Genomic DNA, 21400 nt, shown 5'->3' with positions numbered 1-21400 from the left:
TCAGACCGGCCGCACGAGGATGAGACCGAGGATCACCAGCAGCAGGATCAGGCCCAGGGCGGCATAGCCGAGGCTGAAGCCGAGGAAGCGCCCGCGCGGGGCGGCCAGTTCGGCCGGGCCGGCATGCAGCACCAGCAGGCGGCGACTGGCCAGCAGCCAGGCGATGCCGGCCAGCAGGTAGAGCAGGCTGCTGCCCAGTACCCAGGTCAGGCCCAGGGGAATGCCGCGCTGGTCCAGCACCAGCCAGCCGGACACGGGCGCAGCGAGGCCCAGCAGCAGCAAGGCCGGCACGCCGAACAGCGCGGCCTGGCGCGGGCTCGGTGCCCAACCTGGCAGGGCGCCGTGCCAGGCTCGCAGGACGAACCAGAACAGCAGGAGGGCCACCGCCATCAGCAGGGCGATCGCCAGGCCGTTGAGGCCCAGCAGCAGGTCAGCGTCCATCATCCTTCCTCCAATCGGGCGACGGGCTCAGTGTAGTCGCCCGGTCTGCGCCTTCAGCTGAGGAACAGCCGGTAGGCCGGGTTTTCCGTTTCGTCCCAGTAGGGGTAGCCGATGGCGGCGAGGGCCTCGGGCACCAGATGGCGCTCCTCCGCCGGCACCTGCAGCCCCGCCACCACGCGGCCGTCGGCGGCGCCGTGGTTGCGGTAGTGGAACAGGGTGATGTTCCAGCGCCCGCCCAGCTTGTCGAGGAAGTTGAACAGCGCACCAGGGCGCTCGGGGAATTCGAAGCGGAAGATCGACTCGTCCTCCACCCGGGGCGCACGGCCGCCCACCATGTGGCGGATGTGCAGCTTGGCCAGCTCGTTGTCGGTCAGGTCCAGAACCGGGAAGCCCTGCTCGCGCAGGCCGTTGACCAGCGCCTCGCGGGGGTCGTTGAGCGGGTGGGTCTGCACGCCGACGAAGATGTGCGCCTCGTTGTCGGTGTTGTAGCGGTAGTTGAACTCGGTGATCTGGCGCTTGCCGATGGCCTCGCAGAACGCCTTGAAGCTGCCCGGGCGCTCGGGAATGGTCACCGCGATGATCGCCTCGCGCTTCTCGCCCAGCTCCGCGCGCTCGGCCACGTGGCGCAGGCGGTCGAAGTTGATGTTGGCGCCGGAGTCGATGGCCACCAGGGTCTGGCCCTCGATGCCCTCGCGCTCGACGTAGCGCTTGATGCCTGCCACGGCCAGGGCACCAGCGGGCTCGGTGATGGAGCGGGTGTCGTCGTAGATGTCCTTGATCGCCGCGCAGATCTCGTCGGTGCTGACGGTCACCACTTCATCGACGTGATGGCGGCAGATGTCGAAGGTGTGCTGGCCGATCTGCGCCACCGCCACGCCATCGGCGAACAGCCCGACCTGGCCCAGCACCACTCGCTCGCCGGCGGCCATGGCGGCCTGCAGGCAGTTGGAGTCATCCGGCTCGACGCCGATCACCTTCACCTCGGGGCGCAGGTACTTCACGTAAGCGGCGATGCCGGCAATCAGGCCGCCGCCGCCCACCGGCACGAAGATGGCGTCCAGGCGCCCCGGGTGCTGGCGGAGGATCTCCATCGCCACGGTGCCCTGCCCGGCGATCACATGGGGGTCGTCGTAGGGGTGGATGTAGACGAAGCCCTTCTCCTCCACCAGCTTCAGCGAGTAGGCCAGCGCCTCGGGGAAGGCGTCACCGTGCAGCACCACCTTGCCGCCCCGGGCGCGCACGCCCTGGACCTTCAGCTCGGGGGTGGTGCGCGGCATGACGATGGTGGCTTCGATGCCCAGCTCGCGGGCCGCCAGGGCCAGGCCCTGGGCGTGATTGCCGGCCGAGGCGGTGACCACGCCACGGGCCAGTTCCTCGGCGGACAGCTGGGCCAGCTTGTTGTAGGCCCCGCGGATCTTGAAGGAGAAGACCGGCTGCAGGTCCTCGCGCTTGAGCAGCACCTGGTTGCCGAGGCGCTCGGTCAGGCGTGGCGCGCGTTGCAGCGGGGTTTCCACCGCGACGTCATAAACGCGCGAGGTGAGGGTCTTCTTGACGTAGTCTTCGAGCATCACGGCTTCACTGGCGGGCGGGGCGGGAGCGGCGAGTCTACCGCAGGCGTCCGTCGACCGACCACACGGGATGCGGGGTTTTGCCGTGGCGAGCGGCTATACTGCGCGCCCTCGGATACCCCTCACAACGTGGACCCCCGCATGAACCAGGACCAGCTCAAGCAGGCCGTCGCCCAGGCCGCCGTCGACCACATCCTTCCGCTGATCGACAGCAAAAGCGTCATCGGCGTCGGCACCGGCTCCACCGCCAACTTCTTCATCGACGCCCTGGCCCGCCACAAGATGGCCTTCGACGGCGCCGTCGCCAGCTCCGAGGCCACTGCGCAGCGCCTGAAGGGCCATGGCATCCCGGTCTACGACCTGAACACCGTGGACGCCCTGGAGTTCTACGTGGACGGCGCCGACGAGAGCGACGAGCACCTGAACCTGATCAAGGGCGGCGGTGCCGCACTGACCCGCGAGAAGATCGTCGCCGCCGTGGCACGCACCTTCATCTGCATCGCCGACGCCAGCAAGCTGGTGCCGGTGCTCGGCGCCTTCCCGCTGCCGGTGGAAGTCATCCCCATGGCCCGCAGCCACGTGGCCCGCCAACTGGTGAAACTGGGCGGCGACCCGGTCTACCGCGAAGGTGTCGTCACCGACAACGGCAACATCATCCTCGACGTGCACAACCTCTCCATCGTCGACCCGAAGGGCCTGGAAGCGCAGATCAACGCCATCGTCGGCGTGGTCACCAACGGCCTCTTCGCCGCCCGCCCGGCCGACCTGCTGCTGCTCGGCACCGCCGAAGGCGTGAAGACGCTCAAGGCCTGATGTGAAAATGCGGCCCTGCTCAACGGGGCCGCTTACTCCCGGGCCGGCCGGCTGAACACGTAGAACAGGTTCGGCTCGCTCACCAGGTACAGGTTCCCCTCGTTATCCATCGCCACGCCCTCCGCCTGGGGGACGCTGGCCTTCAGCCCGTGCATGCCGCGCAGCAGGGAAAGGGTGCTGATGGGGCGGCCGTCGGCGTTGATCTCCAGCACCAGCCGCGACTCGTCGGACAGCGCCAGCAGATGGCCGCTGTGCTCGTCGTATTGCAGGCTCGACAGGTCGCGAACGAATAGCCCGGCGTCGCGCTCGGGGTCATCCACCACGTGTACGGCGAAAGGCTTATCCGGGTTGGTGTGGGGGAAGCCGTGGATCTCGTAGATGCGCACCGGGTCGCGCTCCTTGGCCACGAACAGGCGCTGGCCCGCCGTGTCGTAGGCCAGGCCCTCGAAGCCCTTGTTGCCGTTCAGGCCGATGCCCAGGGAGAGCTGCTGGGACTCGGCGGCATCGACGCGGGTGGTGTGTTCGTCCAGCTTCACCTTGATCAGCCGCTGCTGGCGCTCGTCGGTGATGACGTAAGTGCCGGGCGCGACGTACTCGATGGCCTCCGGGTCGCCGAAACCGTCCAGGTCGATACGCCGGACGATGCGGCCGTCCAGCGAGAGCTCGATGATCTGCGGACGCTTGTTGGTCACCGTGAGCAGGCTGTGGCGCTCCGGGTCGTAGGTCAGCGCCGACACATCGGCATCCAGCCCCTCGATGGGGCGCGCCTCCACCGTCACCTGATAGTCAGGCAACCAGATGGAGCGCTCCCGCCATTCCGAGGCGTGGCGCCATTCTTGCAAGCTGAACCAGCCTCGCTCGAACAGGCGAAACTCCTGGGCAGCGATGCCCAGTAGCACGAACACACAGAACAACAGGCCGGAAACCAGCCAACGGGGACGCAGGAAGGAGCGCATCGGGACGGACTCAGGGGATTCAGGAGGCGCGGCGAGGATAACGCAGTGCGCCAGCGTGAAGCCTGAAACCAACCTTAATGCCCGACCACAGCGCACGAACCGTGCCCCCACCGTTACCAAAGGGGACGAACCATGGCGGCGTCATTGCTACCCGAAAGGGTCCTGACCACCCTCCACACCGTCGCACTCGCGGTCCAGGCATTGGCCGACGAGGTGCCGCGCACGCGCCTGCTGGAAGGCAGCGGCGTCGCCTGCCGCGATCTCGACACCCCCGACAAGCTGATCAACCACGCCCAGGAACTGCGCGTCTTCGCCAATGCCCTGGCCTGCACCCGCGACCCGGCGCTGGGGCTGTCCCTGGGCCTGCGGATGCACGTCTCCGCCTACGGCATCCTCGGCTACACCATGCTCGCCAGCCGCACCCTGCGTGACGCGCTGAACCTGGCCCTGACCCACTCGGCGCTGCTCGGCAGCTATTTCAAGCTGACCCTGGAAGAGGACGGCGCCGAAGCGCGCCTGGTCGCCACCCGCTACCGCTATGCGCCGGAGCTGATGGTGTTCAACAGCGAGCTGTGCCTGACCTCGCTGCTCACGGTGATCCGCGACCTGCTCGGCGAGGCCATCCGCCCGCGCCGGGTGGCGCTGCCCTATCGCCCGCCGCTGCATGCGGCGGCCTACACCGAGCGGCTCGGCTGCCCGGTGGACTTCGGCGCCGCCCACACCGCCCTGTGCTTCAACGCCTCCCTGCTGGACCGCCCGCTGCCCCTGGCCGACCCGGTCAGTTGCCACCACGGGCTGCAGCAGTGCCAACGGCTCTCGGCCCAGCTCACCCAGCGCCACGACGTGCTGGAGCAGATCCGCGAGCAGCTGGAGGACAACCTCGCCGAGGACATCAACCTCGACGGCATCGCCCGCCGCCTGCACCGCTCCGAGCGCACCCTGCGCCGCCACCTGCAGCGCATGAACACCAGCTACCAGCGCCTGCTCGACCAGGTGCGCTACGAGAAGGCCCGCCACCTGCTGCTGCAGACGGACCTGCCGATCTACCTGATCGCCGAGCAGCTCGGCTACGCCGAAACCGCCAGCTTCCGCCACGCCTTCCAGCGCTGGAGCGGCCAGCCGCCGAGCCAATATCGCCGCTGACCGACGCCCTCGGAAAAAGCCCGCCCACCCATTTCGTCACCGCCTGCCTACGCAGAGGCGGGCGCTCGCCTGCGCGCCGCGTAGGACGTGCAGAAGGCCTCGACAGGTTGTCCGGAATTATCCCCTTTTGACCGTTTCTATCGTTCTGGCCCTCCCTCGCCGCTGACAGAATCGAAGCCATCAGGGGTGGCCAGCAGCGCCCGCAAACCCCAATAAGAACAATCCCTTAGAGCGTGTGATCAGCATGTCCAGCGCGATCAGCATCGACCGAGTGTGCATGGAGTTCGGCGACCCGGGGCACGGCGTGCGCGCCCTGGACGAGGTCTCCCTGGAAATCCGCCCCAACGAGTTCTTCACCCTCCTGGGACCCTCCGGCTGCGGCAAGACCACCCTGTTGCGCCTGATCGCCGGCTTCGAGCAACCCACCTCCGGTGCCATCCGCCTCTACGGCGAGGAAATGCAGGACCTGCCGCCCTTCCGCCGGCCGGTCAACACCGTGTTCCAGAGCTACGCGCTGTTCCCCCACATGACGGTGGCGCAGAACATCGCCTTCGGCCTGGAGATGCAGGGCCGCCCCCGCGCGGAGATCGACGCCACCGTGCAACGCATGCTGCAGCTGGTGAAGCTGCCGGACGTGGGCAAGCGCCGCGCCGACCAGCTCTCCGGCGGCCAGCAGCAGCGCATCGCCCTGGCACGTGCCCTGGCCAGCCAGCCCAAGGTGCTGCTTCTGGATGAGTCCCTCTCTGCACTGGACATGAAGCTGCGCAAGGAGATGCAGATCGAGCTCAAGCGCCTGCAGCACGAGACCGGCATCACCTTCATCTTCGTCACCCACGACCAGGAAGAAGCCCTGACTATGTCCGACCGCATCGCGGTGATGAGCAAGGGGCAGGTGCTGCAGGTGGGCTCGCCCACCGAGATCTACGAAGCCCCGGTGAACCGTACCGTGGCCGACTTCATCGGTGAGACCAACTTTCTCGACGCCGAAGCCAGCGAGAGCGGCCTGCTGCTAGGCGACGGCCAGCGCCTGGGCCTTGCGCAAGGCGAACGCCGTGGCCCGGTAACCCTGGCCATCCGCCCGGAGCGGGTGGAGCTGGATGCGGCGGGGAACCTCGAAGGCGAGGTGGAAACCGTGGTCTACGTCGGCACCGACACCCTCTACCTGCTGCGGGTCGCCGGCCAAAGCGGCTTCCGCGTCCGCCGGCAGAACCGCGACGGCGCGGGCGATGCCCTGGCCTCCGGCACCCGCGTGCGCGTGCAGGTCCCGCCCACCGCCATCCGGGTGCTGCCGCGATGAGCAGCCCGCGCGTGCTGGCCGAGGCGCGGCACCTGAGGCGCCGCCTGGCGCTGGTGTCGCCGGCCATGCTCTGCCTGGTGCTGTTCCTGCTGTTGCCGCTGGGCATCATGCTGCTGGTGTCCTTCCTGCAGCCGGGCGACTACGGCGGCGTGAAGTGGGGCGAGTACTCGCTGGAGGCGTACATCAACTTCCTCTACGAGCGCGACCTGGACGACAGCCTCGCCTTCAACACCGACTACCTGCAGATCTTCCAGCGTTCCTTCTGGCTCTCGGTGATGACCACCGCCGGCTGCCTGCTGATCGGCTTCCCCACGGCGCTCTACCTGGCCCTGCAGGACGAACGTCGGCGCAACCTGCTGCTGTTCCTGGTCACCGTGCCGTTCTGGACCAACCTGCTGGTGCGGGTCTATGCCTGGATCCTGCTGCTGCGCAACGGCGGCCTGGTGGACAGCGGCCTGCATGGCCTGGGCCTGACCGACGGGGTGCTGGGCGTCCTCTACACGGACACGGCGGTGATCATCGGCCTGCTCTACACCTTCCTGCCGTTCATGGTGCTCCCCATCTACACCAGCCTGGAGAAGCTCGACTGGCGCCTGGTGGAGGCGGCCTTCGACCTGGGTGCCAACCGCTTCCACGCCCTGCGCCGGGTCATCGTGCCGCTGGCCATGCCGGGCATCATGGCCGGGGTGATCCTGGTGTTCATCCCCTCGCTCGGCAACTACATCATTCCCGAGCTGCTGGGGGGCGGTAAGTCGCTGATGATCGGCAACCTCATCCAGCTGCAGTTCGGCGCCTCGCACAACTGGCCCCTGGGTGCCGCCCTGTCGTTCGCCCTGCTCGGCTTCGTGCTGGCGGCCATGCTGCTCTACAGCCTGCGCTTCAAGGGCGCCGCCGGAGGCCACCCATGAACATGCGCAACCCGCTGTGGCGCTTCACCGGTGTGCGCCCCGTCGCCTGGCTGTTCTTCGCCTTCCTCTACGTGCCGATCCTGGTGCTGGTGGTGCTGAGCTTCAACGGTGGCCAATCGGCGACCATCTGGGAGAGCTTCAGCCTGAAGTGGTACGCGGTGGTGGCCAATGACCCGGAGATCGTCCGCGCCGCGAAGAATTCGCTGATCGTCGCCAGCCTGGCCACCCTGATCGCCACCACCCTGGCGACCCTGGCAGCCCTGGGCATGCGCGGCCGCACCTTCCGCGGCCAGGGGCTGATGAGCGGGGTGCTGGGCCTGCCGCTGCTGGTACCGGAAATCGTCACCGCCGTGGCCACGCTGATGTTCTTCGCCTTCATCGGCCTGAAGCTGTCGCTGTTCACCATCCTCATCGCCCACGTGGTGTTCTGCATCCCCTTCGCCTACCTGCCGATCCGCGCCCGCCTGGAGGGCCTGGACCCGCGCCTCGGGGAGGCGGCCGCCGACCTCTACGCCTCGCCGTGGAAGGCCTTCTGGAAGGTGACCTTCCCCCTGCTGATGCCCGGCATCCTCTCCGGGGCGATGCTGGCCTTCATCATCTCGATGGACGATTTCGTCATCACCTACTTCGTCGCCGGGGCCGGCTCGACGACCCTGCCGGTGTACATCTTCAGCTCTATCCGGATGGGCATTTCCCCGAAGATCAATGCCATTTCCTCACTGATCCTGGTGATCTCCATTGCGTTCGTTGCGTTGTCCTACTACATCGGCCAGCGCAAGCGCTGAGCCCAAGGAGCCCGACATGAGCCGTACCCCACCGTTCGCCCTGTCCCTGCTGCTGACCCTCGGCCTGGCCGGTACCGCCCAGGCGGCCGGCACCCTGCACTTCGCCAACTGGTCCGACTACTACCCGCCGGAGCTGCTGAAGAAGTTCGAGCAGGACACCGGCATCAAGGCCACCCTGGACGCCTACGACAGCAACGAGACCCTGCTGGCCAAGCTGAAGGCCGGCGGTGGCGCCTACGACGTGGTGGTGCCCTCCGACAGCTTCATCCAGATCATGGTGCAGGACGGCCTGCTGCAGAAATTCGACAAGAGCAAGCTGCCGAACCTGAAGAACCTCAAGCCCAACTTCCAGACCCTGGATTTCGACCCCGCCCACGACTACAGCGTGCCCTACCTCTGGGGCACCACCGGCTACAGCTACGACAGCAAGCAGGTGCCCGGCGGCACGCTGGAGGAAAGCTGGAAGCCCTTCTTCGAACCGCCGGCCGAACTCAAGGGCAAGGTGGTGGCGCTGAACTCCATCGAGGACCTGTACATCGCCGCGTCCCACTACCTGTCCATCGACCAGTGCACCGAGGACCCGAAGGACGCGAAGAAGATCCAGGACCTGCTGCTGGGCCAGAAGCCGCTGCTGGCCATGTACAACAGCGACGGCACGATCGAGCGCATGGCCGCCGGCGAAGTCGCCATGCACATGCAGTGGAACGGCGCCTACCACCGCGCCCATGCCCAGCGCGACAGCCTGGTCTACGTCTATCCGAAGGAAGGCATCCACGTCTTCATCGACAACCTGGTGATCCCCAAGGACGCGGTCAACGTCGAGGAGGCCCACGCCTTCATCAACTGGATGATGCAGCCGGAGAACATCGCCGCCGCCTCCAACTTCGCCAAGTACAACAACGCCGTCGCCGGCTCCGAGCAGTTCATGGAGAAGGAGCTGTTCGATGACCCGGCCATCAACACCCCGCAAGACAAGCTGGACCGCCTGAAGACCTTCAAGCTCTGCTCGCCCAAGGCCCTGTCCCTGCGCAGCAAGGTGTGGACCAAGCTGAAGAAGTGATCCCGCAGCGGCCCGCAACGACGGGTCGCCGCACGGCATGCACAGGCCGGTGCATGCCGCACCCGAGGGTGTTGCCCGATGCGGCGCACCCGCTGGCCATCGAAGAAAGAGAGAAACCGCCATGCCTTGCCTGACCCGCACCACCCTCCTGCTGACCGGCGGACTGCCCGCCGACTGACGCGCCGGATCGTCCCGGACCCGACCCGAACCGCCGATTCCCCAGACTGGCGGCCTGCCCTGCAGGCTGCCCAGCGAGGTACTGCCATGAACACGTCCACCCTCGACACCGCCTCCGCCAGCGGAGCCTTCGTCCACAGCGCCCAGGGCACCCGCCTGCGGCGCATCCTCGGGCTGCCGGCCCTGGTCTTCTTCGGCCTGGTCTACATGGTGCCGCTGACGGTCTTCACCACCTACGGCGTGGTCACCGAGACCACCGGCGGGCGCACCGCCCTGGCCTACGTGGTGACCCTGGCGGCGATGCTGTTCACCGCGCTGTCCTACGGCTTCATGGTGCGCCGCTACCCGGTGGCCGGCTCGGCCTACTCCTATGCCAGCCTCAGCTTCGGCCCCGGCATCGGCTTCCTCGCCGGCTGGTCGCTGCTGCTCGACTACCTGTTCCTGCCGATGATCAATTACCTGGTGATCGGCCTGTTCCTCAACATCGCCTTCCCCGAGGTGCCGGCCTGGGTCTTCGTGGTCGGTGCCATCGGCCTGGTCACCGTGCTCAACCTGCTGGGCATCGGCTCGGTATCGGGCATGAGCAACCTGATCGTGATCGCCCAGCTGGTGTTCGTGGTGGTGTTCCTGGCCATGGCCTGGCGTCTGCTGGGGGGCGCGCCGATCGACTGGATGGCGCCCTGGCAGGGTGACGGCTCTCAGGCGGGCTTCGCCCCGGTGATGGCGGGCGCGGCGATCCTCTGCCTGTCGTTCCTCGGTTTCGATGCGGTGTCCACGCTCGCCGAGGAGGCCCGCGAGCCGCGCCGGGACATCCCCCGGGCGATCCTGATCACCACCCTGGGCGCGGGGGTGCTGTTCATCCTGCTGGCCATGGTCAGCCAGCTGGTGTTCCCCGGCAGCCACTTCCAGGACGCCGACGCCGCGGCCGCCGAGGTGATGCTCAAGGCCGGGGGCGGCTTCCTCCAGGCCTTCTTCACCGCTGCCTACGTGGCGGGCGCGGCCGGCTCAGCGCTGGCCTCCCAGGCCTCGGTGTCGCGCATCCTCTACAGCATGGGCCGCGACGGCATCCTGCCGCGCCGGGTGTTCGCCCACCTGTCCCGGCGCTTCCACACACCGACCCTGGCGATCCTGCTGGTGTCGCTGATTTCCCTGCTGGCGGTGGTGATCGACCTCGGCACCCTGGCCTCGATGATCAGCTTCGGCGCCCTGGTGGCCTTCTCGGTGGTGAACCTGGCGGTGATCCGCACCCACCTGCTGGACGGCCAGCGCCACGGCCCGGCCGACCTGCTCCGCTACGGGCTGGTGCCGCTGATCGGCTTCGGCCTGATCGCCTGGCTGTGGACCAGCCTCAGCCACCAGACCCTGGTCTTCGGCCTGGCCTGGTTCGCCATCGGCTTCATCTACCTCACCGTCTTCACCCGCGGGTTCCGCCGTCCGGCGCCGCAGGTGCAGTTTTCCGAGCACTGACCCCAAGGAGGACACGACATGCTCGTCATCTACAGCGACGACCACCACCTGCACCACGGCAAGCACGAACTCATCGGCGGCCAGTTCACTCCCTGCTTCGAGAAGCCCAGCCGCGCCGACATGGTGCTGGACCGCGCCCGTGCGGTGAAACTGGGCCCGGTGCAGGCGCCCATCGATTTCGGCCTGGAGCCGATCCTGCGGGTGCACAGCGAGGGTTTCGTGAACTTCCTGCGCACGGCCTGGAGCGACTGGCAGGCCAAGGGCCGCGACCACGACATGCTACCCATCGCCTGGCCGACCCGCCGCCTGCGCCAGGCCGAACCCACCGACATCGACGGCCGCCTGGGCTACTACTCCTTCGACGCCGGCGCGCCGATCACCGCCGGCACCTGGCAGGCCATCACCAGCTCGGCCAACGTCGCCCTCACCGGCCAGGCGGAACTGCGCAAGGGCGCGCGGGGCGTGTTCTCCCTGTGCCGCCCGCCGGGCCACCACGCCGCCGCCGACTACATGGGCGGCTACTGCTACCTGAACAACGCCGCCATCGCCGCCCAGGCCCTGCTGGACGCCGGCGCCAAGCGGGTGGCCATCCTCGACGTGGATTACCACCACGGCAACGGCACCCAGGACATCTTCTACGACCGCGCCGACGTGCTCTTCACCTCGATCCACGGCGACCCGCGCTTCGAGTACCCGTACTTCCTCGGCTTTGCCGATGAGCGCGGGGCCGGCGTGGGCGAGGGGTTCAACGTCAACTACCCGCTGGCCTCGGGCAGCGACTGGTCGGTGTGGGGTCAGGCGCTGAACGATGCCTGCCGCCGCATCGCCGCCTACGGCGCGGACGCGCTGGTGGTGTCGCTGGGGGTGGATACCTTCAAGGAAGACCCGATCTCGCAGTTCAAGCTGGACAGCCCGGACTACCTGCGCATGGGCGAGGCCATCGGCCAGCTCGGCCTGCAGACCCTGTTCGTGATGGAGGGGGGTTACGCGGTGGAAGAGATCGGCATCAACGCCGTCAACGTGCTGCAGGGTTTCGAAAGCGCCAGGCCCTGAACCAGCAGCCCCCTGCCGGCACGTGCTGGCAGGGGGCTGTGCGAATGCATCTCCAACTGATCGGCCCGCTCAAGAGCGGGCCAATCGCATGTCAGTCAAGACGCTCGCCGGTTTCGTGGACCATTCGGCGCGCCAGCGCCAGGTTGGCCTGGGACCGGTCCAGCACGAAGTAGACGAACACGCCCTCGAAGCGGGAGATTGGGCAGAGGATGTGATACTGCTTGCCCAGCGTGATGAGGATGTCGTCGATCTGGTCCTTCACGCCCAGCAGCTTCATGGTCTTGAGCTTGGCGCGCACCACCTCCGTGTTGCCCGCTGCGGCGATCTCCAGGTCCAGCCCGCTCCCCGCCGACGCCAGGATCATGCCGCTGTTGCTGTCAACCAGCGCCGCGCAAAGGGAGCCAGTGGTTTCACTGATCAGACTTTCCAGTAGTTGCTGATGATTGCTCATGGGTCTTCCTTACTCCTTGGGTTCACGATTCAAAGGCATCTGCAGTCAGTTGAGCCAGGCTCGTCACCAACCGCTCCAGCTTCCAGAGCTGCTGGCCCAGCGCGGTGTCTTTCGTGGACACCGACATCAGCACCAGCATGGAGGTGGGCAAAGGCACGGACAGCAGGACCACGACCCGGTCGCTGCTCTCCAGAACGGTGCGCTTGTAGTCCCTCGCACCGAGTTCACGCAGCATGGCCTGGCCGATGGCCTGGGCTGAGCTGCTCATGGCCGCCAGGCGGCGGGAATACTCATCGCCCTCGTGATGGCTGGCCGTCACCACGAAGCCGTCCTCGGTGGTCAGGAGCAGGCTTCGTATCTCGCTGTTTTCTTCGCGGAACCGGTTGATCAGGCGCTCCAGCAAGCGCCTGGTCATATCCGTCATCTCTTTCAATGGGCACCTTCCAACAGGGCACGGGCCTCAACCTGGCAGACCACTGCTTCGAGCAGGAGCAGCACCTCGTCACGCTGACGGACATCCACCCCCATCACGGGGAACGCGAGCCCTTGAGCCTCCAGGACCTCCGCATAGCGCTCCAGCTCCGGGGTCGGGGAGAGGTCCATCTTGACCACCCCGATCACGACCGCCACGTCGCCCTCCAGGTAGCGCTGCAGCACATCCAGGTAGTGGCGCAGTTCATCCAGGGGGTTCGCGGACTGGTTGTCACAGAGAATCACCACGCCCAAGGAGCCCCGGGCGAGGATCTCCCACATGAATTCGTAGCGCTGCTGGCCCGGGCAGCCGTAGAGCATCAGCTGATCGCCCTGGCCCGGGGCGGTGACTTCCCCATAGTCCAGGCCCACGGTGGTCAACGCCTTGGACAAGGACGGATCGTTGTTCGCCACCTCGGTGCGTACCGGTGGTGTGTTGCTGATGCTGCCGATGGCCGTCGTCTTGCCGGCACCGCTCGCGCCGAGGAAGAGGATCTTGTAAGTCGCCGCGGTCACAGGCTCAGCCCCAAGGTGCTGCGCAGGCGCTGGAAGAACCCCCTGCCGATACCCGAGATCTGGCTGGCGGCATCCGCGCTCCTCTGCTGCAACTTGCCACTCAGTGCGCAGGCGTTCAGCAACCCGTGGATATCCGCACGGGCAAGACTCACGTGCCGGGCCATCTGGTCCACGCTCAGGTAACCGCGCCTCAGCAGGGAAGCGAGTTGCAAGGCGCCTGATCGCAACGGCTGAAGGGGCCAGCTGGTCAGGGAGAATGCCCCATCGCCATCCAGCCCCTTGAGCAAGCGGGGATGCGCAAGGCCGGCCTGCCAGAGCAGTCCGCCCAGCGAGCGCCAGTTGATCTGCTCCGCATGGGGCTTGTGCCGGGCAACCAGCAGCGTTCCGCCTTCCAGGAGCAGGGCACGGAGTTCCGAGGCACTGGGCGCGGTGTCCGATTCCACGCAGAAGCGCCCGGCATCGAAGTCCAGGTAGAGCGAGTGGCGCGCGCCGCTGAGCACGTAACAGCCGCCCAGTTGCAGGCGGACGATGTCCCAGAGCTGCTCGACCAGCGTTCCGTCGAAAGACCGGTCTGCACGGCGGACCAAACGGAGAAGGTCATCGACCGTACTGGCGAAGCTGAGGTGCGGGTCCTGCGGGCCGCCATCGGCAATGAAAGGAACGACCTTCAACGACAGGCCCTTGCGGCGGCCCAGTTCGGTCGCATAGCGGGAGAAGGGGGAATCAGGGGAGAGCACCACCAGGTCGCAGCGCTCAAGCGAAGGCAGGGAGAGGTCCTCGACAATGTGGATGGCCAATCCGGAGCGTGTGCCCGCCTCATGAATCAGCTCACGGACGAAACGATCCTCGTGCAACCCCAGGCCGAGCATCAGGACATTCATCTGACTCACCTCGTCGGTCTATGACTAAGTCTTCGAGCGAGAGGCGATGGTAGTGACTCGGTTCAAGGGGCCGCTGTAGGCGAACCCCACTTCGGCTTGAGGAATGTTCCCGGCGGAACACGCCATTCCCCAGATCAATGACAGTGCTGCCGCGGATGGAGCGCAGGGCGCACGCTGGTGCGCCCTGGGGAGGGGAGACGGCTCCGCGTGAGCGATCAGTTCACCCGCTCGACGAACTCCACGTCGATCTCGCGGCCCATCAGGTCGCGATCCACCTCACCGGTGAGCTTCACGGTGGCCTTGTCGTCGATGGACTGGGTCGGCCAATCCTCGTCGTCGATCTCCACCTTGATGGTGCCGGTGGTGTCCTTGAACTCGTAGATATCGCCCTTGATGCGCTTGACGATCTGCCCCTGAAGGACAACGGTCGCATCGTCGTTGGCCTGCATGGCGGCGGCGACGGTGGTGATCGCCTGGTTGGCGCCGGGGCCGGTATAGCTGGACGCCAGAGCGGCGGTGGAGAACAGCGGGGCGATCAGCAGGGCAAGGTATTTGGCGTTCATGGTTGTGATCCCGTATCGGTGTGTGGTTGACGGGATCAGGCTAGGGCCGGGCGCTGAAACGAGGCTTAAAAGCCCCTTAAGCGAACCTTAAGCGGGCAGGGCGACTCAACCGCGCTCCGTCACCTGGGGTGCGCTGCGGCGGAAGACATAGAACAGGTTGGGCTCGCTGACCATATAGATGTCACCGGCTTCATCCATGGCCACGCCTTCGGCACGGGGGATGCGGCTTTCCAGGCCATTGAAGCCGCCCAGCAGGCTGATGAAGCTCACCGGCTCACCGGCCTCGTCCAGTTCCAGCAGCAGGTTGGATTGCGCGGACAGCGCCAGGACATGACCGGTACGCGGGTCGACACTGAGGGCCGACAGGTTGCGCATGCCCAGGCCATAGCTGGGCAGTGGCTGGAGTTCACCCGCCAGGTGGCGGCTGCCATCAGAGGCGAGGCTGAACATCGCGGTGGGCTCGCGCTCCTTGCCCAGCAGCAGGCGCCTTTGGGCCGGGTCCCAGGCGATGCCTTCGAAACCCTTGTTGCCGGAGTCGGCAAAGCCCAGATCGAACTCGTCGGCGTCGTTGACATCCAGCTCACGGGTTAGCGGATCGAGGGTGAAGATCGACAGGGTGCGACGGCGTTCGTCCGTCACGGCGACATTGCCGTTCTCCAGCACCGCCACGCCTTCGAGGTTGGCGAACCCATTGAGCGGGATGCGCCGCAGCACCTCGCCCTCGCGGGAGATCTCCACCAGCATCGGCGTCTTGCCGGTCACGGTGAACAGGGTGCGCGTCACTGGGTTGTAGGCCAGGTCCGAGGCTTCATCATTCTCCAGGCCCGCCAGCGGCTTGCCCTGGAGGACCGCCCGGTAGCCCGGTAGCCAGATGCTGTCGGCCTGCTCGCCCTTGCTCAGGTTGCGCTCGCTCAGCCACAGCTGGGCACGGTCATCGAGGTGCAGGTAGCGCAGGGCGCCGCCACCGAGGATCAGCGCGGCGCCCAGGAGGGAATAGCGGAGGGTGCGGGGGAACTTCATGGCCGACGACTGCTTCGGGCGAATGGCCGTCTGATGCTATGCCAGCCGAAAAGTTCCCCGCCAGTGAATTTCAAATGACACCGCTTTCGAAGGTGCTGTGGCCGACCAGCTCCAGCACCAGCGCATCGCCCTTGCTGAGCGGGCCGACGCCGACCGGCGTGCCGGTCAATACCACGTCGCCCGGTTGCAGGCTGAAGTGCTGGCTGATGGCCTGGAGCAACGGAAGGATGGGGTTGAGCATGTCGCGGCTGTTGCCGTCCTGGCGCACCTCGCCGTTGATGGTCAGGCGGATGCCGATGTCATCCAGGGCCTCGACGGCATCTCCCGGAACGAAGGGCGCCAGCACGCAGGCACCGTCGAAGGCCTTGGCGACCTCCCAGGGCCAGCCCTTTTCCTTCAGCTTGGCCTGGACGTCACGCAGGGTCAGGTCCAGCGCCGGGGCGAAGCCGGAAATGGCATCCCGGGCCTCTTCGGCGCTGGGGTGGCGCGACAGCGGCTTGCCGATCAGCACGGCGATCTCCGCCTCGTAGTGCACGGCCCCCCGGTCCTCGGGAATGGAGAACCCGCCCTCGATGGCCACCACGCTGGACGCCGGCTTGATGAACAGCAGCGGCTCGGTGGGCACCGGGTTGTTCAGCTCCTTGGCGTGCTCGGCGTAGTTGCGGCCGATGCATACGACCTTGCCGAGGGGGAAATGGATACGGGTGCCGTCGACGTACTGGTGCTGGTAGCTCATTAACCGACTCCTGAACGGTGAATACGAAACAGGCGATGGATCGCTCCACCGCCTGCCAGGTCAGTTGAAGATCTTGCCGGGGTTCATGATCCCGTTCGGATCGAACACCGCCTTGATCGCCTTCATGATCGCGATCTCCGGCTCGGAACGGCTGTAGCCCAGGTAGTCGCGCTTGGTCATGCCCACGCCGTGCTCGGCGGAGATCGAGCCGTTGTACTTCTGCACGGTCTCGAACACCCACTTGTTCACGGTGGCGCACTTGGCGAAGAACTCGTCCTTGGACAGGGCGTCCGGCTTGAGGATGTTCAGGTGCAGGTTGCCGTCGCCGATATGGCCGAACCAGACCACTTCGAAGTCGGGGTAGTTGGCCTCGACGATGCGGTCGATGTCGTGGAGGAAGGCCGGGACCTGGCCGACGGTGACCGAGATGTCGTTCTTGTACGGCGTCCAGTGGGAGATGGTCTCGGAGATGTACTCGCGCAGCTTCCACAGGTTCTGCAGCTGTTGCTCGCTCTGGCTCATCACGCCGTCCAGCACCCAGCCCTGCTCGACGCAGTGCTCGAAGGTGGCCAGTGCGTCGTTGGCGACTTCCTCGGTGGTGGCCTCGAACTCCAGCAGCGCATAGAAGGGGCAGGGCGTCTCGAAGGCCGCCGGCACGTCACCACGGGCCAGCACCTTGGCCAGGGCCTTGTCGGAGAAGAATTCGAAGGCAGTGAGGTCAAGCTTGTTCTGGAAGGCGTGCAGCACCGGCATGATCGAATCGAAATCCGGGGTGCCGAGGACCATGGCGGTGAGGTTCTTCGGCGCGCGATCCAGGCGCATGGTGGCCTCGACCACGAAGCCCAGGGTGCCCTCGGCGCCGATGAACAGCTGGCGCAGGTCATAGCCGGTGGCGTTCTTGATCAGGTCGCGGTTCAGCTCCAGCAGCTCGCCGGTGCCGGTGACCACCTTCAGGCCGGCGACCCAGTTGCGGGTCATGCCGTAGCGAATGACCTTGATCCCGCCGGCATTGGTACCGATGTTGCCGCCAATCTGGCTGGAACCTGCCGAGGCGAAATCAACCGGGTAGTACAGGCCCTTCTCTTCCGCGAAGTTCTGCAGCTGCTCGGTCACCACGCCCGGCTGGCACACCGCCGTGCGGTCGTATTCGTTGAAGGCGAGGATCTGGTTCATGTAGTCGAACGCCACCACCACCTCGCCGTTGGCCGCCACCGCAGCGGCCGAAAGCCCGGTACGCCCGCCGGACGGCACCAGCGCCACCTTGTGCTGGTTGGCCCAGCGCACGATGGCCTGCACCTGCTCGATGGTCTTGGGGAAGACGATGGCGGTCGGTGCCGGGGCGAAATGCTTGGTCCAATCCTTGCCGTAGGCCTCCAGGGAGGCGGCGTCGGTCAGCACCTTGCCGGGTTCGACCAGGGTCTTCAGTTCTTCGATCAGGGCGGCGTTGGTCATCAGAGGAACTCTCGAATCATTCATGGTCGCCCTGAGAACGTTTCAGGTCGCAACCGAGCAAGGAAAAAGGAAGGCATGCTAGCATACGCACCCCGTGAATCATGCCTTACAGGCGTTTTACGGGGTAGCTGCCGCACAGCCTGCTTCTGACTTCACTACCGGGACAAATAGGTACGCAGATGAGCAAGACCTCTCTCGAAAAGAGCAAGATCAAGTTCCTTCTCCTCGAAGGCGTCCACCAGAACGCCGTCGACACCCTGAAGGCCGCCGGCTACAGCAACATCGAGTACCTCAAGGGCGCGCTCTCGGGTGACGAGCTGAAGGAAAAGATCGCCGATGCCCACTTCATCGGCATCCGCTCCCGTACCCAACTGACCGAAGAAGTGTTCGACTGCGCGAAGAAACTGATCGCCGTGGGCTGCTTCTGCATCGGCACCAACCAGGTCGACCTCGACGCCGCCCGTGCCCGTGGCATCGCGGTGTTCAACGCCCCCTATTCCAACACCCGCTCGGTCGCCGAGCTGGTCCTGGCCGAGGCCATCCTGCTGCTGCGCGGCATTCCGGAGAAGAACGCCTCCTGCCACCGTGGCGGATGGATCAAGTCCGCAGCCAACTCCTTCGAGATCCGTGGCAAGAAGCTCGGCATCGTCGGCTACGGCTCCATCGGCACCCAGCTGTCCGTCCTCGCCGAGGCCCTGGGCATGCAGGTCTACTTCTACGACGTGGTCACCAAGCTGCCCCTGGGCAACGCCCAGCAGGTGGGCAACCTGCACGAGCTGCTGGGCATGAGCGACATCGTCTCCCTGCACGTGCCGGAACTGCCGTCCACCCAGTGGATGATCGGCGAGAAGGAAATCCGCGCCATCAAGAAGGGCGGCATCCTGATCAACGCCGCACGCGGCACCGTGGTCGAGCTGGACCACCTGGCCGAAGCCATCAAGGACGAGCACCTGATCGGCGCCGCCATCGACGTGTTCCCGGTGGAGCCCAAGTCCAACGACGAGGAATTCGCCAGCCCGCTGCGTGGCCTGGACCGCGTGATCCTGACCCCGCACATCGGCGGCTCCACCGCCGAGGCCCAGGCCAACATCGGCCTGGAAGTGGCCGAGAAGCTGGTGAAGTACAGCGACAACGGCACCTCCGTGTCTTCCGTGAACTTCCCCGAAGTGGCCCTGCCGTCGCACCCGGGCAAACACCGCCTGCTGCACATCCACCAGAACATCCCGGGCGTGATGAGCGAGATCAACAAGGTGTTCGCCGACAACGGCATCAACATCTCCGGCCAGTACCTGCAGACCAACGACAAGGTCGGCTACGTGGTGATCGACGTCGACGCCGAGTACTCGGACCTGGCGCTGGAGAAGCTGCAGCACGTGAATGGCACGATCCGCAGCCGCGTCCTGTTCTAACCTCAGGGCTGCTGCGCGTCGGCGATACGGCGTTGGGAACGGTCTCGAAGTGCTCATTTACAGTCGTAAACTCCGCGCTTCTCGACCATTCCCGCCTTGTATCGCTCTAGCTCGCGAGCCCTGACGACGGAGCTGGACAGTAAAAGGGAGGCCTCGGCCTCCCTTTTTCGTGCCTGCGATTTCACGTGCATCAACGATGCACCGTGAGAATGGCCTCGACGTGCTCATTTACAGCCGGGAACGCCGTGCCTCTCGCACCATTCCCGCCTTGTCTCGCTCTAGCTCGCGAGCTCTGACAACGGAGCTGGACAGTAAAAGGGAGGCCTCGGTCTCCCTTTTTCGTGCCTGCGATTTCACGTGCATCAACGATGCGCCGTGAGAATGGCCCCGAAGTGCTCATTCACAGTCGGGAACACCGCGCCTATCGACCATTCCCGCCTTGTCTCGCCCTGGCTCGCGAGCCCTGACGACGAAGCTGGACAGTAAAAAGGGAGGCCTCGGCCTCCCTTTCTCATACGCGCGTTTTCACGCTCATTTCACGGTGACCGTGATTTTCTCGGAGATCACCGGCGGGTCCAGCGGGACGTGGTTCTTGTCGCCCACCAGCAATTGCAGGGTGTGCTTGCCCGGCGGCAGGGTCACTTCGGTTTCGGTCTGGCCCTTGCCGAAGTGCTTGAGGTTGTCGGTCATCGGCAGCGGCATGTTCATCGCCGGCTCCTGATCCAGGTCGATCAGCAGGTGGTGGTGGCCGGTCGCCGGTGCATCCACGCCTGCCGGCGCGACGCCCATGCCCTTGAGACCGAACTTGACGGTAAACGTCTTGTCCACAGTGGCGCCGTTGGCGGGCTCGATGAAATAGACCTTGGCACCTTCGGGTGCTGGCGTGCGGGGCATGTCCGCAAGAGCGGCCGCGGAAAAGGCCGAGAGCAGGGCCGCCAGGCCAAGGGGGGCGTACGCAAGCTTCATGACGAATCTCCTTGTTTCGTGAGCTACACAGACCTCCCGCCGCTGCGTAGGTTCACCGCCGGACCGTTCCGCCGGGTCTACGCTGGAGAAGCGGGAAGGCACCCATCAGACCATAACCGAGGTTTTCCCATGCGCCTGTTGTACTGCCTGTTGTTTCTACTGCCCCTGGCTTCGCCGTCGGTCCGGGCGGACCTCATCGACGACGTGTGGGAGCGGGGCAGCCTGCGGATCGCCCTGGTGGAAAACGATGCAGCCTTCGCCCTGCGCGACGGCGAACAGCTGCAGGGCTACGGGGTGGACCTGGGCAACGCCCTGGCCGACGAGCTGAACGTGAAGGCGGACTTCATCCCGGTCAGCCCCGACGAGCTGATGGAGAGTCTGCGCAGCGGCAAGGTGGACATCGCCCTCGGCAGCAGCCTGAAGACCGCCGGCGAGGACCCGCAACTGGAGCTCAGCGAGCCCTACACCCACACACCCGCGCCACCGACTGCCGCCACGAACCCGGCCACCCAGGGCCTGGCGCCCAGCCCGTCGAAGCCAGCCGCTCCGGCGGAAGGCATTCCCTTCCGCCGCGACAACCCGGCGTTCCGCAGCGCCCTGAACAATGCACTGGGCAAGCTGCGCAGCACGGGCCACCTGGAGCAGTTGGAACAGAAATGGCACGGCGGCCACGAGGCACCCGCCGCGACAGCACCGCAGGCGCCCGCTTCGGCGCCGGAGCCCACCCCCGAACCGGCGACCTCAGAGTAGGTCGTCCGCCTCCAGGGCTGCGAGGCAGGCCTGCGCGGCCTCCAGCTGCGTCTCGTTGAACACCCGTACCCCGGCCTGCCGTAACAAGGCGGCCGTCACCCCCTCCCCGGGGATACGGGTGCCGGTGAAGGTGCCGTCGTAGGCCTCTTCGTTTCCGCAGGACGGGCTCCGCGCCTTGAGCACGGCCACCGCGATGCCGTGGTGCCGCACCAGCTCCAGAGCCAGGCGCGCACCCGCGACGAAAGCCGTGGTGACGTCCTCGCCGCCATCGGTCATCACCCGCGCCTGCCCCTCCAGCACCTGGAGGCCCTGCCCACCGGGAATCTCGGCCGGCGGGCGCGGCGTCGGCAGCCCGCCTTCCACCTCGGGGCACACCGGCACCACGCGCCCCTCGTCCTGCCAGCGTTGCAGCAGGTCATAGGGGCCGTGGGCGCCGCCGTCGTAACGCACCCGCTGTCCGAGCAGGCAGCGGCTGATCAGAATCTTCTGCATGGTGATCTCCTCGGCGCGCAGGGTA

Annotated in this window: 23 protein-coding genes; 10 read left to right on the top strand and 13 right to left on the bottom strand. The window is 66.3% G+C overall.

The features are described 5' to 3' along the window. Both SZ55_RS04985 and ilvA read right to left on the bottom strand, forming a co-directional pair. Window positions 1-441 (bottom strand): DUF2269 family protein, encoded by a 441-nt coding sequence (locus SZ55_RS04985; RefSeq protein ID WP_044402283.1) that lies wholly within the window; start codon window positions 439-441, stop codon window positions 1-3. Between the two features lie 53 nt (window positions 442-494). Continuing rightward, complete coding sequence (gene ilvA, locus SZ55_RS04980) at window positions 495-2009, bottom strand: threonine ammonia-lyase, biosynthetic (RefSeq protein ID WP_044402280.1); 1515 nt, start codon at window positions 2007-2009, stop codon at window positions 495-497. Window positions 2010-2150: 141 nt separating this feature from the next. Here ilvA and rpiA point away from each other — a divergent pair, with 141 nt between their 5' ends. After that, a complete protein-coding gene (gene rpiA, locus SZ55_RS04975) occupies window positions 2151-2822 on the top strand; it encodes a ribose-5-phosphate isomerase RpiA (RefSeq protein ID WP_044402277.1) in 672 nt (223 codons plus the stop codon). A 32-nt stretch (window positions 2823-2854) separates the two neighbouring features. Here the strand turns inward: rpiA and SZ55_RS04970 are convergent, their stop codons facing one another. Next, on the bottom strand, window positions 2855-3778 hold the full coding sequence (locus SZ55_RS04970) for an SdiA-regulated domain-containing protein (RefSeq protein WP_044402274.1): 924 nt from the start codon (window positions 3776-3778) through the stop codon (window positions 2855-2857). A gap of 132 nt (window positions 3779-3910) precedes the next feature. Here SZ55_RS04970 and SZ55_RS04965 point away from each other — a divergent pair, with 132 nt between their 5' ends. The 7 genes from SZ55_RS04965 to SZ55_RS04935 all read left to right on the top strand — a co-directional run bounded on the left by SZ55_RS04965 (window position 3911) and on the right by SZ55_RS04935 (window position 11668). Beyond that, a complete protein-coding gene (locus tag SZ55_RS04965; RefSeq protein ID WP_044402271.1) occupies window positions 3911-4921 on the top strand; it encodes an AraC family transcriptional regulator in 1011 nt (336 codons plus the stop codon). Between the two features lie 244 nt (window positions 4922-5165). Further along, the gene (locus SZ55_RS04960; protein WP_044402339.1) at window positions 5166-6218 is read left to right on the top strand and encodes an ABC transporter ATP-binding protein; all 1053 of its coding nucleotides are present in this window, start codon (window positions 5166-5168) and stop codon (window positions 6216-6218) included. Next, on the top strand, window positions 6215-7126 hold the full coding sequence (locus SZ55_RS04955; RefSeq protein WP_044402268.1) for an ABC transporter permease: 912 nt from the start codon (window positions 6215-6217) through the stop codon (window positions 7124-7126). The genes SZ55_RS04960 and SZ55_RS04955 overlap by 4 nt, the downstream gene beginning before the upstream one ends. Further along, window positions 7123-7911 carry an ABC transporter permease gene (locus SZ55_RS04950; protein ID WP_044402266.1) on the top strand — a complete coding sequence of 263 codons (789 nt, stop codon included), beginning with the start codon at window positions 7123-7125 and terminating at the stop codon, window positions 7909-7911. The genes SZ55_RS04955 and SZ55_RS04950 overlap by 4 nt, the downstream gene beginning before the upstream one ends. A 16-nt stretch (window positions 7912-7927) precedes the next feature. Beyond that, complete coding sequence (locus SZ55_RS04945; protein ID WP_044402264.1) at window positions 7928-8971, top strand: ABC transporter substrate-binding protein; 1044 nt, start codon at window positions 7928-7930, stop codon at window positions 8969-8971. 264 nt (window positions 8972-9235) lie between these two features. Then, window positions 9236-10615 (top strand): APC family permease, encoded by a 1380-nt coding sequence (locus tag SZ55_RS04940; RefSeq protein ID WP_152644439.1) that lies wholly within the window; start codon window positions 9236-9238, stop codon window positions 10613-10615. 18 nt (window positions 10616-10633) lie between these two features. Continuing rightward, window positions 10634-11668 carry a histone deacetylase family protein gene (locus SZ55_RS04935; RefSeq protein ID WP_044402262.1) on the top strand — a complete coding sequence of 345 codons (1035 nt, stop codon included), beginning with the start codon at window positions 10634-10636 and terminating at the stop codon, window positions 11666-11668. Window positions 11669-11759: 91 nt separating this feature from the next. Here SZ55_RS04935 and SZ55_RS04930 read toward each other — a convergent pair whose 3' ends face one another. From SZ55_RS04930 to SZ55_RS04895, 8 genes are all read right to left on the bottom strand, one after another. After that, the gene (locus SZ55_RS04930; RefSeq protein ID WP_044402260.1) at window positions 11760-12119 is read right to left on the bottom strand and encodes a hypothetical protein; all 360 of its coding nucleotides are present in this window, start codon (window positions 12117-12119) and stop codon (window positions 11760-11762) included. A 22-nt stretch (window positions 12120-12141) separates the two neighbouring features. Further along, window positions 12142-12534 (bottom strand): roadblock/LC7 domain-containing protein, encoded by a 393-nt coding sequence (locus SZ55_RS04925; RefSeq protein WP_044402258.1) that lies wholly within the window; start codon window positions 12532-12534, stop codon window positions 12142-12144. 14 nt (window positions 12535-12548) lie between these two features. Next, window positions 12549-13106 carry a GTP-binding protein gene (locus SZ55_RS04920; RefSeq protein WP_044402256.1) on the bottom strand — a complete coding sequence of 186 codons (558 nt, stop codon included), beginning with the start codon at window positions 13104-13106 and terminating at the stop codon, window positions 12549-12551. Then, window positions 13103-13987, bottom strand: a complete 885-nt coding sequence (locus tag SZ55_RS04915; protein ID WP_044402254.1) for a hypothetical protein — start codon at window positions 13985-13987, stop codon at window positions 13103-13105. The genes SZ55_RS04920 and SZ55_RS04915 overlap by 4 nt, the downstream gene beginning before the upstream one ends. A 215-nt stretch (window positions 13988-14202) precedes the next feature. Beyond that, window positions 14203-14550 carry a NirD/YgiW/YdeI family stress tolerance protein gene (locus SZ55_RS04910; RefSeq protein ID WP_044402252.1) on the bottom strand — a complete coding sequence of 116 codons (348 nt, stop codon included), beginning with the start codon at window positions 14548-14550 and terminating at the stop codon, window positions 14203-14205. Window positions 14551-14655: 105 nt separating this feature from the next. Next, window positions 14656-15570 (bottom strand): SdiA-regulated domain-containing protein, encoded by a 915-nt coding sequence (locus tag SZ55_RS04905; RefSeq protein WP_044402249.1) that lies wholly within the window; start codon window positions 15568-15570, stop codon window positions 14656-14658. Between the two features lie 70 nt (window positions 15571-15640). Continuing rightward, complete coding sequence (locus tag SZ55_RS04900; RefSeq protein WP_044402247.1) at window positions 15641-16306, bottom strand: fumarylacetoacetate hydrolase family protein; 666 nt, start codon at window positions 16304-16306, stop codon at window positions 15641-15643. Window positions 16307-16366: 60 nt separating this feature from the next. Beyond that, a complete protein-coding gene (locus SZ55_RS04895; RefSeq protein ID WP_044402245.1) occupies window positions 16367-17758 on the bottom strand; it encodes an FAD-binding oxidoreductase in 1392 nt (463 codons plus the stop codon). A 179-nt stretch (window positions 17759-17937) separates the two neighbouring features. Between SZ55_RS04895 and serA the strand changes: the two genes are divergently transcribed. Next, complete coding sequence (gene serA / locus SZ55_RS04890; RefSeq protein WP_044402243.1) at window positions 17938-19167, top strand: phosphoglycerate dehydrogenase; 1230 nt, start codon at window positions 17938-17940, stop codon at window positions 19165-19167. Window positions 19168-19698: 531 nt separating this feature from the next. Here serA and SZ55_RS04885 read toward each other — a convergent pair. After that, window positions 19699-20133 carry a DUF4399 domain-containing protein gene (locus tag SZ55_RS04885; RefSeq protein ID WP_044402242.1) on the bottom strand — a complete coding sequence of 145 codons (435 nt, stop codon included), beginning with the start codon at window positions 20131-20133 and terminating at the stop codon, window positions 19699-19701. A 129-nt stretch (window positions 20134-20262) separates the two neighbouring features. On the opposite strand from SZ55_RS04885, the gene SZ55_RS04880 reads away from it, so the two are divergent. Beyond that, on the top strand, window positions 20263-20883 hold the full coding sequence (locus SZ55_RS04880; RefSeq protein ID WP_044402241.1) for a transporter substrate-binding domain-containing protein: 621 nt from the start codon (window positions 20263-20265) through the stop codon (window positions 20881-20883). Here SZ55_RS04880 and SZ55_RS04875 read toward each other — a convergent pair. Then, window positions 20875-21375, bottom strand: coding sequence for a DUF523 domain-containing protein (locus SZ55_RS04875; RefSeq protein WP_044402239.1), 501 nt, complete (start codon window positions 21373-21375; stop codon window positions 20875-20877). The genes SZ55_RS04880 and SZ55_RS04875 overlap by 9 nt on opposite strands. Window positions 21376-21400 lie beyond the last annotated feature (25 nt).

This window comes from Pseudomonas sp. FeS53a (genome assembly GCF_000931385.1).
Classification (GTDB): Bacteria; Pseudomonadota; Gammaproteobacteria; order Pseudomonadales; family Pseudomonadaceae; genus Metapseudomonas; species Metapseudomonas otitidis.
This window is presented reverse-complemented; position numbering and strand designations above follow the sequence as displayed.

Coding starts and splice junctions, on each gene's coding strand:
- SZ55_RS04930 (WP_044402260.1), bottom strand. CDS start 12,119: ATGAGCAATCATCAGCAACTACTGGAAAGTCTGATCAGTGAAACCACT.
- SZ55_RS04910 (WP_044402252.1), bottom strand. CDS start 14,550: ATGAACGCCAAATACCTTGCCCTGCTGATCGCCCCGCTGTTCTCCACC.
- SZ55_RS04950 (WP_044402266.1), top strand. CDS start 7,123: ATGAACATGCGCAACCCGCTGTGGCGCTTCACCGGTGTGCGCCCCGTC.
- SZ55_RS04900 (WP_044402247.1), bottom strand. CDS start 16,306: ATGAGCTACCAGCACCAGTACGTCGACGGCACCCGTATCCATTTCCCC.
- SZ55_RS04905 (WP_044402249.1), bottom strand. CDS start 15,570: ATGAAGTTCCCCCGCACCCTCCGCTATTCCCTCCTGGGCGCCGCGCTG.
- SZ55_RS04985 (WP_044402283.1), bottom strand. CDS start 441: ATGGACGCTGACCTGCTGCTGGGCCTCAACGGCCTGGCGATCGCCCTG.
- SZ55_RS04955 (WP_044402268.1), top strand. CDS start 6,215: ATGAGCAGCCCGCGCGTGCTGGCCGAGGCGCGGCACCTGAGGCGCCGC.
- rpiA (WP_044402277.1), top strand. CDS start 2,151: ATGAACCAGGACCAGCTCAAGCAGGCCGTCGCCCAGGCCGCCGTCGAC.
- SZ55_RS04880 (WP_044402241.1), top strand. CDS start 20,263: ATGCGCCTGTTGTACTGCCTGTTGTTTCTACTGCCCCTGGCTTCGCCG.
- SZ55_RS04925 (WP_044402258.1), bottom strand. CDS start 12,534: ATGACCAGGCGCTTGCTGGAGCGCCTGATCAACCGGTTCCGCGAAGAA.
- SZ55_RS04960 (WP_044402339.1), top strand. CDS start 5,166: ATGTCCAGCGCGATCAGCATCGACCGAGTGTGCATGGAGTTCGGCGAC.
- serA (WP_044402243.1), top strand. CDS start 17,938: ATGAGCAAGACCTCTCTCGAAAAGAGCAAGATCAAGTTCCTTCTCCTC.
- SZ55_RS04885 (WP_044402242.1), bottom strand. CDS start 20,133: ATGAAGCTTGCGTACGCCCCCCTTGGCCTGGCGGCCCTGCTCTCGGCC.
- ilvA (WP_044402280.1), bottom strand. CDS start 2,009: ATGCTCGAAGACTACGTCAAGAAGACCCTCACCTCGCGCGTTTATGAC.
- SZ55_RS04895 (WP_044402245.1), bottom strand. CDS start 17,758: ATGACCAACGCCGCCCTGATCGAAGAACTGAAGACCCTGGTCGAACCC.
- SZ55_RS04915 (WP_044402254.1), bottom strand. CDS start 13,987: ATGAATGTCCTGATGCTCGGCCTGGGGTTGCACGAGGATCGTTTCGTC.
- SZ55_RS04945 (WP_044402264.1), top strand. CDS start 7,928: ATGAGCCGTACCCCACCGTTCGCCCTGTCCCTGCTGCTGACCCTCGGC.
- SZ55_RS04935 (WP_044402262.1), top strand. CDS start 10,634: ATGCTCGTCATCTACAGCGACGACCACCACCTGCACCACGGCAAGCAC.
- SZ55_RS04940 (WP_152644439.1), top strand. CDS start 9,236: ATGAACACGTCCACCCTCGACACCGCCTCCGCCAGCGGAGCCTTCGTC.
- SZ55_RS04875 (WP_044402239.1), bottom strand. CDS start 21,375: ATGCAGAAGATTCTGATCAGCCGCTGCCTGCTCGGACAGCGGGTGCGT.
- SZ55_RS04970 (WP_044402274.1), bottom strand. CDS start 3,778: ATGCGCTCCTTCCTGCGTCCCCGTTGGCTGGTTTCCGGCCTGTTGTTC.
- SZ55_RS04965 (WP_044402271.1), top strand. CDS start 3,911: ATGGCGGCGTCATTGCTACCCGAAAGGGTCCTGACCACCCTCCACACC.